The 14,236-nt window shown below is 50.4% G+C and carries 7 protein-coding genes; 2 read left to right on the top strand and 5 right to left on the bottom strand.

Going from position 1 to position 14,236, the window contains the following annotated elements:
- Positions 1 to 38 precede the first annotated feature (38 nt).
- Positions 39 to 2,249, bottom strand: a complete 2,211-nt coding sequence (locus AC6I7T_RS20860; protein WP_497789517.1) for a winged helix-turn-helix domain-containing protein — start codon at positions 2,247 to 2,249, stop codon at positions 39 to 41.
- 205 nt (positions 2,250 to 2,454) lie between these two features.
- On the opposite strand from AC6I7T_RS20860, the gene AC6I7T_RS20855 reads away from it, so the two are divergent.
- Positions 2,455 to 4,353: an alpha-amylase family glycosyl hydrolase gene (locus tag AC6I7T_RS20855; protein WP_497789516.1), complete on the top strand. Its 1,899-nt coding sequence runs from the start codon at positions 2,455 to 2,457 to the stop codon at positions 4,351 to 4,353.
- Between the two features lie 137 nt (positions 4,354 to 4,490).
- Positions 4,491 to 5,654 (top strand): hypothetical protein, encoded by a 1,164-nt coding sequence (locus AC6I7T_RS20850; RefSeq protein WP_497789514.1) that lies wholly within the window; start codon positions 4,491 to 4,493, stop codon positions 5,652 to 5,654.
- A gap of 159 nt (positions 5,655 to 5,813) precedes the next feature.
- On the opposite strand, the gene AC6I7T_RS20845 is transcribed toward AC6I7T_RS20850, so the two are convergent.
- From AC6I7T_RS20845 to AC6I7T_RS20830, 4 genes are all read right to left on the bottom strand, one after another.
- Positions 5,814 to 7,091, bottom strand: a complete 1,278-nt coding sequence (locus tag AC6I7T_RS20845) for a hypothetical protein (RefSeq protein ID WP_497789513.1) — start codon at positions 7,089 to 7,091, stop codon at positions 5,814 to 5,816.
- A gap of 3 nt (positions 7,092 to 7,094) precedes the next feature.
- Positions 7,095 to 9,344, bottom strand: coding sequence for a tetratricopeptide repeat protein (locus tag AC6I7T_RS20840; protein ID WP_497789511.1), 2,250 nt, complete (start codon positions 9,342 to 9,344; stop codon positions 7,095 to 7,097).
- Positions 9,345 to 9,640: 296 nt separating this feature from the next.
- Entirely contained in the window at positions 9,641 to 10,858 is a 1,218-nt protein-coding gene (locus tag AC6I7T_RS20835) for a tetratricopeptide repeat protein (protein WP_497789509.1), read from the bottom strand.
- A gap of 99 nt (positions 10,859 to 10,957) precedes the next feature.
- Positions 10,958 to 14,221, bottom strand: coding sequence for a TonB-dependent receptor (locus AC6I7T_RS20830; protein ID WP_497789508.1), 3,264 nt, complete (start codon positions 14,219 to 14,221; stop codon positions 10,958 to 10,960).
- Positions 14,222 to 14,236: the final 15 nt, after the last annotated feature.

The raw sequence follows: 14,236 nt of genomic DNA, 5'->3' as shown, positions 1-14,236 counted from the left end.
CACCAACCTCCTCTCTTAAAAATTCATTCTCCGTGAAATCAATCAAAATCGAGAGAGAAAATATTCGCTGTCGAAGTACGCGCCCGCACAAGGGGAGTATCTCCAGGGGCAAGCCCGTTAAAGAAAAAATCTGCAATATCAAAATCCTTAAGCTGCTCTGCTCCGGCGATACGCTCAAGGACGCCTGTTTTGACTGCTACTTTATAAATAGGAGATCCGGAATCCATATAGGCATGGAAGTAGAGCATCTGGCTGTCACGTGACCAGGCAGGATCTGTCGCAATTTTATCTGCAAGCAGTCTCCATGTCTTCGAAACAGTATCAAAGAGCATCAGCTTTCGGTCGGAGGAGAGTGCCGCAATGAATCTTCCGTCTGGAGACCAACGAGGACTGAAGAATCCCGCGGAGCCTGGCAAAGGAGAAATCTCTTTCGTTTGCAAATTGAGCAGATAAACGAATTTCGGGGAAGAATCATGAGCCATCAGATCCGGAACCCTGCCAAAGACGACAGATTTACCATCTGGTGACCAATCCGGATCGCCCTCATTCGCTTCTTCAGTAGCAATAGGCCGCACATCTCCACCGGAGGAGGGCAACAAGTAGATCTTCCATGGAGCACCGGGCTGTCGAGCCATAATGGCGATTTGAGAATTGTCCGGTGACCATTGCATCATGAAGACTTCGAGCGGCGGTGCAACAAGCAGCATGCGCTCCGTTCCATCTGCTCGACAGCGCCATAGGCTTCCATCCTCGGGCCTGATCCACGCTATCCATTGCCCGTCCCTTGAATATTCAATTTTCCCGGTCAGACGAAGATCGCCGCGAAATGGGACGAATTTCTTTTGTTCTGCTTGGTACGACAACAAAGAAGATCTGTTATCCATGCCCAACAGAAAGACTCTATGTCCTAGCTTTCCGGTCGTGGGCGCGATATAGGTAAGCGGGCCACTCGTGACTTTTACAGGCACAGAATTGCGGCGCAACGAGAAAAAGGATTTCGACTCCACTCTCCATATCGCGGTAAGCCCATCATGCGCAGACTGGAAAATGTATTGCTTGCCATCTGAAGTCCAGCTGCCGCAACACTCCGATGCGGGCGAGGACCAGTTAGGCAATAGCGGATGCAGATTTCTCCCGTTTGCCTCAATCTCCCACAACGACGAAGTATGATCACGTGGGTTTTCGAGAGTAAACCGCAGCCATCTCCAATCCGGAGACCAGCGCAGCCAAAAGGCTCTACCAGGCAGACTGGCAAATTTCTTGACGTCATTACCGTCTTCGCCAGCGATGTAGAGATCATTGTCCGCCGCATAGAGAATTCTGAGACCATCCTGCATCCAGGTCGCATCGTGAGCCCGGATATTTGCAAAACGCCTCACGGTGTTCCCCGTGGTCGGGACAATCCAGAGAACCTGTTCTGCATCCGGAGAAAGATGATTGCGGAGAAGAATCTTCGTTCCATCTCTGGAGATATCGCTTAATGCCGGAGCCACCACCTCGGGAGGAAGCGGCAGCTTCACCTCTTCGCCTCCGTAGATAGAGACCTCGTTTAGTGCCGATTGCCCATTCCGCGCTTCCGTATAGTAGATCCTCGCGCCATCGGTCAATATGGACGGAAAGCTCTCAAAGACCACCGCCCCCGGGGAGACTCTCCCCGAGAAGGTAAGCTGAACGACCTTCGGAATCTTCAGATCTGCACGGCTCGATATCCAGTACATAAAGACAGAAATGAGGAGCACCAGTGCCAGACCGACGATCACAGTCACTCTTGCATTCGGGATAAGGCGGGAAAGATCTCTCCGGGCAGGAGAAGAGGCCTCCGGGATGGACACCTCCGAGATGAACTCTTCTTGATCCGAGGCAAGGGGAATCAATTCTGGAGGATCTAGAGCTTTCACCGGAAGAAGGAACCGGTATCCCCGACGCGCCAGAGTTTGGATATAGCGTGGATTCTCTGCCGAATCCTGAAGGGCCTCACGAATCTTGTTGATTGCTGCGCTCAGGCTGTGATCGTAATCGACATTTATGTTGTCTCCCCACAGTCGCTGCTGAAGCTCCTCCCTGGTTACAACCTCCCCGGGACGCTCAAGCAACGCAGCCAGCAGTTGGAATGGCTGCCTCTGGATTTTGACTTGGACATCGCCTCTCCATAGTTCTTCACTCTGCAAATCGGCCACAAAGTCGCCAAAGGAAAGCCGTTGGCCACCTTTCTTCCGTTCAGGCGTATCCCTACCGTCGATCTTGTTCATTTCAATTCATCATCAAGGTATCAACAATCTTCGAATCGGTAGATTTCCGACTCACCCACACCACCGCAACAAAATGATAATAAAAGGCTTAAGTCAGATGAGAGAAAAATGATACGGAATTGCTCTTCGGTGTATTGCGACTGCAATCCCCTCCCAAACACAATGCCGAACAGTGAATTTTGAGGCTTAGTGAAGGAGAGATTGCATGTACATTTCGCGATCTGCCGCAATTTCGCGCACATTTTTCTGCGCATTGATCATAGTCGTTGCTTCGCTCTTTGGCCTATCCGCAATGGGTCAAACCGCAGCAGCCGCCCCACCAAAGATTTTGAAAGTAGACCCGCCGAATTGGTGGGTGTCTCTTCCCGATCCCATGCTGCTCATACGTGGTGAAAACCTGAATGATGCAAAGCTTACGATCAAGGGCGAAAGTGTAGCCGTCAAAAAGGTGCAGGTTTCCCGGAACGGACACTGGGCCTTCGTCTGGCTGCAGACCAAGGACGCCAAGGCACAAACGATCCAGATCGTAGCAAGTTCAAAGGAGGGAGTAGCCAAGAGCGCCTTCCAGCTGAGTCAGCGGTCCAAGGCGACCTCCGATCCGAAAGGGGTGAACCCGGCTGACGTGATCTATGAGCTAATGCCCGATCGCTTCGCAAGTTCCCAGCCTGCCCTAACGGACGAGATGAAGCAGGAGCGTGTGAAACCGAGAGGATGGCATGGCGGAAACCTGAAGGGGGTCGAAAACCATCTGGACTATATCCAGCAGCTTGGAACTACAGCCATATGGTTAACGCCCGTGTATGACAATTCTCCAGGAGACGAATCCTACCACGGTTATGGAACAACAGATTTCTACGCAGTCGATCATCATTTTGGAACCTTAGACGATTACAAAGGACTCTCGAATGTACTCCACCGGCGGGGCATGAAACTGATCTTCGATGCAGTTCCGAATCACACTGGCCCCAATCATCCCTGGGCCACCGATTCTCCAACACCCGATTGGTTCAATGGAACAGTCGCCAATCACACGCAAGCACAGGGAGACTTTGCACCACTTACGGATCCCTATGCCTCTCCTCTCGATAGGAGAGATATCACCCAAGGCTGGTTTGGGAACACCCTTCCTGATCTGAACACCGCAAATCCTCTGGTATCCGAATATCTCATCCAGAACACAATCTGGTGGATTGAATCCGCAGGCATCGACGCACTCCGACTGGATACCTTTCCCTATGTGAAGCGGACCTTCTGGAGCGACTTTCATACTAGACTGCACGCTATCTATCCGCACCTCATTACCTTTGGGGAAACACTCAACCTTGACCCGCGCATCACCTCTTACTTTGCAGGAGGATTGACTCATGAAGGTGTAGACACACACCTGGACAATCTGCTGGACTATCCTCTGGCAGGAGCGATCCGCTCCATACTCAGTGACGGCTCTCCCATGACGTCTATTCGGGATGTCCTCCGCCAGGATTGGCTTTATCCTCGCCCCGAGGGTCTAGTAACCTTCATTGGCAATCACGACAACAAGCGGATTCTAGCCACTGCATCCGACAATCCACAAAAGCTCAAATTCGGGTTTGGACTGCTTGCCACGATCAGAGGAATCCCCCAACTCTATACCGGCGATGAGATAGCCATGTACGGAGGAGACGATCCCGATAATCGCAAGGACTTCCCCGGTGGATTTCCCGGTGATCCGCGAAATGCCTTCGATTCGTCACAAAGAACTCCACAGGAACAAGAGATCCACGATTATCTAATTTCTTTAGTCAAATACCGGAGTACGCATCCAGCGCTCAAGGGTGGACGACAGGAAAATCTCTTTGTTGACAACTCGTCCTATCTCTTCGTTCGTACAACCTCCAAATCGCTAGGATGTACTGGCGATTCGTCCGCCTCAGAGAGGCTCGTTATCATCGCCAACAACTCAGAGAAGGACCGGAAGTTGACCATCCCGACAAATGAAACGGCACTGGAAGGATGCAAAGTTCTGGAACCATCTTTTGGAGGAAACGAACCAGCACAGATTGTCTCCGGCGAGGTTTCTTTCCATCTGGCTCCGGGAAGTGTGACCATCTATCGCGCTCGCTAGAGCATTCAGGTTTGGATGTAGATCCAGAAGCTGACGAAGGATTTAGGAAAAGTTTCTCTCATTAACCGCGGGAGTAGCTATCGGAAAGCAACTCCCGCACTTCCCTCTCGACGAATTACATCTCAAAGGCAATCTCTATGCGCAAGTTTGTATTCTCTCTCGTTCTGCTTGCAGTTTGTGTTCAGTATCTAGCGGCACAGCAACTACAAAAGCCGTCGGTATCGCCTGAGCAAAAGGCTCAAATAATCCAATACCTAAAACAAAATGGGCAAACACCTGAAGACTACATCCTGAGCAAATTCCAGAATCACGAAGTGGTCCTACTGGCAGAACACCATGGCATTAAACACAACCTCGAACTTGTTCAGAGGATGATTCCCTTGCTCTACAAGGCTGGCATATACAACATTGGCATGGAATTCGGAGCCCAAGAGGACCAGCAGGAGCTTGACCGTCTGGTAAATGCTCCCGTGTACGATGACGCAATCGCCCGGCGACTCATGCTGAGCTATAACGTGGGCTGGGCTTACAGAGAATACAGAGATGTCTATAGAAAAGCCTGGGAGTTCAATCATTCCTTGCCAGCGGGACGTCCCCGCTTTCGAATCCTGAATCTGAGTTATCAGTACCGATGGGAAAACATGAACGGACCACGGACTCCGTATACGATGCAGAAAGTCTTTATAAAAGGGGATACCGAAAGCTTTCGAGCAAACGTAATTGAAGAGGAAATTTATAAGAAGCAACAGAAGATACTGATATTAACGGGAACTGTTCACGCCTTCACTAAATACCTCACGCCTGAATACGACTATCTATCCCCCGGCTTTGTCCTGATGCGCCCTGTTGGCTTTGGGAATCTCCTCGAAAAACGCCACCCTGGTCGAAACTTCACCATCATGCTTCATATTCCCTGGGACTCAATGGACAAGACAAAGATGGTCCGTCCTCTGGGAGGAATCATAGACGAAACCATGGAAGCCTTCGGAAACAAACGCGTCGGTTTCGATACGAAGGGATCGCCGTTCGATTCCCTTGTAGAAAGCAATAGCTACTATGCCACTGGGTATCCACATTTCACGTTGGCAACAATCGCCGACGGGTACATCTACGAAAAACCATTTAGCCAATACGAAGGATGTACCGTCGATGAAAACTTTTTTACAGGAAGAGACTGGGCGAAGATACAACGACAAGTTCCCGATCCAGATTGGAATGGACGTCCCAAGAGCGCTGAAGAGTATTTGCGCCGCATCCGCCAATTTGTCGACATGAAGCAACAACTGAAAGACGTACGCTAGAGCGGAATCAGGGTAGATGTATCCGCAAGCCACGGAGGATCGCGCAGTTTTTCCGCCAAGAAAAGCTGCTCTTAACCATTGCCGGATCGGACACAGTAACCCTGATTCCGCTCTAGAGCATCTTTCCGCTGAACATTGTGCAGTCCATCCCGATCTCCTCTAGGGATGGACTGATTCCTCCTGCACCATTCGCAATGATAGATCCTGAAGATCAGCATGAACAAAGCGCTCCTCAAAGGAACGATAGTTAATGAAAGCTGCAAAAATCAGGATTGCCAGAGCTATTCGGCTAATCCACTGACGCTCGCCGCTCTCGAGATGCCGGCCGATCATAACGGAATTTTCCCGAATGGCTAAGGCTGAAAGCAAACACAGCGGACCAAATACAGGGCAGATAAACCGGACATTCAGATGATTGGCACCCGTAATTGGGATTACCAGAAAAGCTATGACAATCGCACACGCGGCAATCGACACATAGCTCTCCTCTGAAAAGCGAGATAGAAATACAGACTTGATAGCTATACCAAGTCCAACAATTCCCAAAGTAAAAATTACAGGATCACAACACCAAAGAGCGGAGAACCAAGTAAGCATCGAACCGGATTCCCATGTGCGCGCGTATTCGGTAGCTCCAGCTACGGCGACATTTTGGCGTGTAAATTCGAGAAACGTAGAAAGACTTCCAAGAGTTTGAGCCAACCAGAGACACGACAGAATTACTGGTATTGCTGCAGCACCAGCTAAAAGGCAGAACCGCCACAAATCATGTTTCCGTATCAATGCAATCCCGGCTAAAACAAGAACAAGCGTGGCATGAACAAACGCAATTTCTTTGATCGTAATGCTAATCCCGGTAAGAACTCCAGCCAGAACGGCCCACCACAAGAAGCCCTCTTTCCGCATGAACTCCAACACACACCAAAGAAGGAGCAAAGCTAAAAACTCAACTAGTGACTCCTGCCAAGCACGTCTAGCCATTGCCAAAACCGGAGGACTCACGCCATAGAGCAACATCGCGATACATGCAATTGAAGGATGAAGGAAACGCCAGCCAATCATGCCAAGAACAACAAGAGCTCCAATGCTTGAGATACAGGAGAGAATGGCACCAGCCATTGGATCTTTATGTCCTGTGATCTGTTGCATCCAGCTCAGGAGCCGAAGATAGCCGACGCGTGCGGGAGAGGGCCAAGTAAAGAGCGAGGGATCTTTTCGAAATCGATCCACCAAAGAAAGCATCCCCTGTTCTCCATGATCGACAACTTCGGCACTCTCCCACGCGTAGATTCGCTCATCGGGGGATCGATTAACCACTCCGTCTAAATCCGTAATGCGTAGAGCGGCTCCTAGAAGAATCAACAAAACAAAAATCGCAACGTAGAATCGTTGCATCCTTCTCTGGCCGGGAGGAGACCCATTTTTCGTCGTCGCCATTATTTACCGCTTCCCACTCGATTTTTGTTTTTCTGACATTGCCCACATCAAATTGTTCTTGGCAAGCTGGAAGTCGGGCTTAAGGCGAATTGCCTCCTTCGCAGCAGCAATAGCTTCGTCCCATTGACCGAGTGAGGCATAACCAGCCGCAATGTTGTTCCATGCTTCAGCGTAATTCGGCCGAAGCCGCAGTGCAGATCGCGCTGCATCAATGCTTTCCTTGTATCTACCTGCCTGATTCAAATGGAGAGAATCGGTTAAGAAGTCCTCAGGTGTCTTTTCCACGGGAGAAGATTTCTCACGCAACTGCCGCTCGGTATAGGCATTAAGATTGTTACGAGCTACGACAAAGTCCGGTTGCAGACGAAGCGCCTCCTGTTCCGCCTGTATGGCTAGATCCCACTGACCCAAGCCTGCATACGCCGCCCCTATGTTATTCGCTGCAATTGCTGAGTTTGGCTGAATCGCCTTTGCCTTACGAGCAGCATCGAGACTCGCGCTATAGTTCTTTTGCTGGTATTGACGAAGGGAGACATCGATCCAGTAATCCACCTTCGGACCCAACGTATTATGCAGAAAGTTTGTAGCTGCGGCATCTCCCGGAAATGCAGCTAAAGTCTCTTGTGCCAGTTGCCGCGCGGAATCAATATCCCCATTTTCTGCATATGCCTGCATTAATAGGCTGCGTGTATCCAAACGGGAAGGATTCATCCGATAAGCAAGCTGCAACTGAGACAGCGCTTCAGTGAGCCGCCCATTCAGGTAGAGCGTGCGCCCATAGTAAAAATGCGCCTGATCGTTCGCCGGATCCAGCAGAATCGCCCGTCTGAAATGTTGATCGGCAAGACCGCTTTCTCCCATCGCATCGTAGGTTATGCCCAGATTGATTTCGAGCGTCGGATAGGCGGGTGTATAGCGCAGTGCCTCTTCGAAGTATCGTTGTGCAACATCATACTTTCCCAGTGATAGCTGGGTGAGTCCGTAATTCATCAAGCCCCGGCCGTTATGTGGGCTTTTCTCTACATCGTCCAGCCATAAACTCTCTTCGGATCGCCATACATGATTGCGCAGATGAGCACCCCACGCATAGCAGGATAGAAGAAGCACTGCGGCGACCGACACTGCTCGCCATATCTGTCTCCATGGCTTCATAACCGCAACTTCCTTCAAAACCAAATAAGCAGCCCAGGTAACAGCTATAACCAGACCGACAAACGGCATGAACATCCGATGATCGTTTTCCACCTCAGACAATTTGTAGATCGAGGTCGGTATCGAGGAAATCAGGAACCACAGCAGCCCAAAAACAATAGGACGTATCTGCTTTCTTCTGATCAGCAGAACAATAATGACAAGCAAAATTGCAAGGAACAGAAAGCCCCAAAGCGCATTGGCCGTAAGTGAATCAAATGCCTGCAAGTCGGTATCGACATTCAGGTGTATCGGCAGGAAAAATGACCCGAAGTAACGCAGTAGAACAAATGGCTGAGTGATGCAATATGCGTAATTTGACAGTGTTGATGGAGCAAAGCTCTTAGGCGTCATGGCAGAAGAAAAAGCCATGACTGCAATGCCAAGCACCACGGCAGGAATGATCTGAACTGCCGCACGCTGCACCCGCTTTCCATCCTGAGCCTCAAAAAGTACAACGTAGACAAACAGCAGCGCCGGAAAAACAATGGCGGGAGGTTTACTCAGAAGTGCCATCAAAAAGGGAAGCAGATAAATTCCAGTTTTGCGGAGCCGCGGAAAGCGTACATAAAGGGCCATGGCTACAACCACACCGCAGCAGCTATATACATCTCCGCGCTGGATAATGTAATTCACGGTTTCGGCCATGGCGGGATGGACCCCATACCAAGCTGCGGCGAAGAGGGCCACGAAGAAATTTTGCTCCTGGGGAATCGTGCGTTCAAAAAGCTCGTAAAACAGGCTCTGCATCGCAACGATCTGCAGGAGGAAGATGAGGAAGGTTCCTAAATGGAAGTAGACCGGATTCAATCCTCCGCCCAGCCAATAGTCAATAGCAAGCGATGTCGATACCACTGGCCTGTAGGTACGATTGGCAGGAAGCACGCTGAAGGTCGTGGCATCGGAAAAGAATTTGGGAATATTCTTCAGACTGCGGATGTAAGGATTCTCGACAACCGTATGCGAATCATCAAAATGAAAATCATTGTGAAAGGAATTCGCATACGTCAGACAAACGATAAACAGCGCCGCGATAACCCAGAGTAGATGCTTGTATTTCACGAACCCGACCCATAGTGTGATATTGGCAGGAGACATCCCCCGCCCTGTCAGCAATCAACGTCGAAATTACAGATAGATTATCCATCACTTTGTGTCGGAAAGAGAATCGAGGGGTTCTCAAGTAGAGGAGCTGTTTATGAGTCTTTTAGGGAAGGTACCTGCTTTCCGCCGATTGCCCCGCGTCAAAAGCACAAAATCCCATAGATAAGCTATGCGTTCAAACCCCAAAGACTTGAGCGCTCCGAACTGACCGGAATCGATAACTCCTCGCCGAAGGACTCCGGACGCGTTCCCGCCTACTGCTTTTTGTCTGTGCTCTGGTTTTCCGGAAGATCCTCACCCGCCATATGTGGCGGCTGAATACGCATCGCTTTATAGGTCTTCTCTAGCTGGTCTTTCATTTCCTTAAGCTTGAAATATTCTGCCAATTCGCTTTTCGCATCATCCGGCCTATGCAGTTTACGATTAATGCCGATCAACCGATAATGTGCCATGAGATTCCAGGGGTCGCTTTGCACGACGCCCTTGAGTGCCTGTCGCGCCTGCTCAAGATCGCCCTGCTCTTCATGAATGCGAGCCATCCCAAGTTGAGCATCAAGATTTGTAGATTGAATAGCTAAAGCCTGCTTATAGTAATTTGCTGCACCTTTGTAATCGCCACGCTGAACGAGAATATCGCCTAGACGGGTAGCTGCCAAGACCTCGCCGGGATTCTTTTCCAACGCGATTCGGTATTCCTTCTCCGACTGGGCCTTTTCGCTCTCATCATTTGAATTGCGCTGAGCCTCAGCCAGTTCAAGGTGGATACCGGGAAGATTCGGATTGATCTCAATTGCCTGATGAAACCGAGCTGTTGCGTCGGTCAAGTTTCGTATACGCACCATCTCATGAGCAATCGCCTGTTGCATTTGGCCGGACTTCGGATTTGTGAGCGAAAGGCTCAGTAACGCCTCGTTGGCCAGATCGCTGTAGATACGGTAAGCAGCATATTCCACTTCCGGATCGGTGGGATTACTAACGCGCAGCTTCTCGATCATGGCAGAGGCCTCCGCCAGATTTCGCTGGCTTACCCCAATCTGCACCAGCACCATCCCGACTTCTTTCTGAAAAGTGCCTACACTCAGCCTATCAACCGACTCCATCAGATCCTTATGCGCCGCCGGAATTTCTCCCTGCCGGTATTCCGCAAGACCTAGCAGTGCTTGAATCTTTGCCTCATTTGGCCCCAGTCGCACCGCCGCACGAAGGTGATCTTCCGCCTCCCTGGTTCGTCCCTGAAAGTACAGCAGGACACCGAGGTTAGCCTGCGCATCCAGATTGCCCGGTTCCGCAGACACAACTGCCTGTAGCTCTGGAATCGCTTTTTCCGGTTGTTTGGCTACCAGATACTCGTTTGCGCGACGCTCATGATCCTTTACGGACAAAGGGGTACTTTGCCCAAAGCAATAACCTTGAGCGAACAGCATTACCGCCATCACAGCAGTCCTACGAAAACGAGCCGAGAGGCACAACATGGTACATTTTCCTTCCTTTTTGCTCTTTACGCTAAAGCGCGGGTGGCCAAAACAGAGCCACTCGCGCCTTAGGGTACTACAGATTGTGGGGTTCGCTGACTAGAAGGAGAAGCGACCGCCCAGTTGAATGTTACGTCCATTGGTTGAAGTGCTGTTAATCACTCCAGCGCTACCCGATCCGATTGTGGCACCGGGCAGTCCGAAGTTCGGATGGTTAAGTGCATTCGTCGCATCGATGCGCAACTGGAACTTATACAGATCCTTGTACACGTTGAAGGTCTTACCCATCGACATATCAAGCAAGAACAGCTTGGGGCCGTAAACGTTGTTGCGATGGTTATTTCCAAAAGTACCCGGATCTGGTGCCGCAAATGCAGAAGTGTTGAACCAGCTGTTGATGGTACGATTCGACTTGCGCGGATTCCCTACCTGATTCGGATACCAGTTTCCCGATAAAGCATAGGAGTTGTTAGTGCTCATGACCACCGTGAACGGGTGTCCCGATTGCGCCACAAGATTCGATGACAACTTCCATCCCCCTACCGCCTCGTCAATCCACCTGTTTCGGTTAAGGAAGCGTTGTCCTTTTCCGAAAGGAAGCTGGTAGACCACACTGGTCTTGAACGAGTGGCGGACGTCGAAGTTCGAAGGACCATAGTTCGAACGTGCGTCATAGGAGTTCTGGAAGGTCTGCGTACCGCCGGAACCACCCCATCCTGAAGAGTCGTAGATGTCGAGGAACTTGGACCACGCATAACTCGTTTGCGTAGAAACGTTGTTCGTCATACGGCGCTGGAAAGTCATCTGAAGAGAGTTGTAGTTTGCATACCCGTTGTACGTGCTACCTGAAATCTTCAGATAGTGTGGGTAAGGCCGCGAACTCTGGTCGTTTACTGACAGCTTTGATTGTGGAACCTGGTTAATATCGCGGCTGAAGATCAGGTTCGAAGAATGGCTTCCGACATACGCGATGGAGGCAGCCATGTTGGCACCAATTGTGCGCTCGATTGCTACGTTATACTCTTGAATCTTCGCGACTGGTGTCTTCTGCTGGTTGTAGGAAACATTCTGCCCATTGAAAGCAGCATTGTTCGAAGACTTGGCTACATAGCTAAAGTTTGGATTCGTGCCTGACAATGACCCAATCGGCGTAAATCCGTTACTTGTATCCGTCAAAGATCCCGAGTACTCAAATGCAGATCCTTGACCGTTGCCATAAGTATCGAGACTCCAGAGATAGGCATAAATACCATAGCCGCCGCGGACTACTGTATTGTTATTCGCCTGCCAGGCAAAGCCGACGCGCGGCAGGAAAGTATCGTATACATTGTCCTGCAATTGCTTGCGGCCATGATCACCATTGGTGGCATACCACATCGCACCCAGAGTTCCCGTTGCGCTGTTTGTCACCAAAGGATCGAAGGTCCGCTGGTTCTTCTTCGCATCGGTCCAACCTTCCATAATCTGGTAGCGAAGACCGAGGTTTAGGGTCAACTTCGGAGTGATCTTCCAGTCATCCTGAACAAACATCTGCGGTGCCTTTTGACGCGCACCATATTCGGGAGTGAACTGGGCAGACCAGCTCTGGATGTCACCTAACAGGAAGTCGGCGTATGCATTACCGGTCGAACTGGCTGCTCCGGTGGCAACGCAGTAGGTGCATTGGGTGTAGGTACCCGTAAAGCCTACTGTGGCACCATTCATGTTGCCCCAAGCCGTTGAGTTGTCCTCAAAGATCAGATACTCACCGCCGAAGTGCAGCACGTGGTGGCCAAGAATCATAGTGACAACATCGGAGGGATCGAAGTTGTGCTCCTTGTAGGTTGCGTTATAGCCAGGAGCAAGCTCGTTCATATTGGTTACATCGACCGTAGGAAAGGTATCGGAGTGGGAGAACTTGAGCCCAAACATTGAGGGATACCCTTTCCCCGTACTCTGTGCCTTATAGAAGTTGAGCTGATTGGTATAACCCAGGCGTGCTTCATTGATGACTTTGTTGCTGATGTTCCAAACATCGGTAAGCTGAGAGTTAACGCTATCCACATCACCTGCGTAGCAATTAACAGGACATCCCATAGGGCTGTTGATCTGTGCCGGCCGATCTCGTTTTGTCACTGACGCCGTGACGCGATTGTTGGGAGTCACATCGTAATCCAAACGACCGAAGAACTTGTCATACGGATTTGAGTTCCGATATGCGTAGTAATAATTGTTGCCGGTTACTCCAGTGACCGGGTCCGTAGTACCAGCCAGGTTAGGAAGTGGATAGAACTTCTGGATAGCCGCAGCCACAGAATCAATGTTTGCAATTTTGTTGTCTGTGAACTTGGCTCGAGAAACATAGGTCTTTCCACCTGCCGTCTGATACGCGCTGGTTGTCGGATCATAGATCGGAGCCATGCCAGCGAAATTTCCCTGGCGCATCGCGAGCGTCGGAACCGTTGTAGTTCCGGTTGAAGCTGACTGATTGATGGTGTGATCGTAATCGAAGAAGAAGAATGCCTTGTTACGAAGGATTGGACCACTCACCGCGCCGCCGAAGTTGTGATAGCGCACGTAGGGAGTCGATGTCTGGAAGTAGCTACGAGCATTAAAGAAATCGTTCTGCGCATACTCGTACAAAGAACCATGCCAGGTGTTTGAACCGCCCTTTGTGATCTGGTTAAAGACCACGCCGCCAACACCGTACTGCGCAGAGAATGCCGAAGTGTTGACCTGAACTTCCTGAATCGTCTCCAGAATCGAGACATCGGCATTACCGGAGTGAGAGAGAGCGGAGGAGGCTCCGTCGTTCAAGACTGCGTTATAAGGCAGGTTACCGTTCACAGAGAGAACCTGGCCTGTGGAATTTGCATTACCGCCCAGAGCTGCGGCACCGGGAATCATCTTCACAAAGTTCTGCCAGTCCTGCCCTTGATTCGGGAGGTCTTGCAGCTCTTTCGAAGCCAATGTCGTAGAACGTTCGCCAGTTTCCATCTGGACGAGCGGCACGTCAGTATTCACAACGACTTCTTCGGTTACGGAACCAGCCTTTAGCTCGGCATTGATCGTTGTAACGCCGACACCCAAGGTGATGGAACTACGGGTATAGGGGCTGAACCCTGATTTGCTGAAGCTGATCTTGTAAACACCGGCGACAACCGGACCTGTATCGTACATACCGGATTCATTCGTTTGGAACTGTTTGGTTACCCCCTTATCGAGGTCGGTCAGTGTCACGGTTACATCTGCAATCATGGCACCGGTCGTATCTGTAACGACACCCCGAATGTCTCCTGAATTTGCGTTCTGGGACCAACCTCTCAAGCTAATGGCGAGCAAAAGCGCTACAACAAATAACCCTCTTTTTAGATGTTCTTTCATGTTCTCTCCGAACGT

The organism is Humiphilus diazotrophicus (assembly GCF_059726315.1).
The sequence above is the reverse complement of the archived record's forward strand: the minus strand, read 5'-3'. Positions and strand labels throughout refer to the sequence as shown.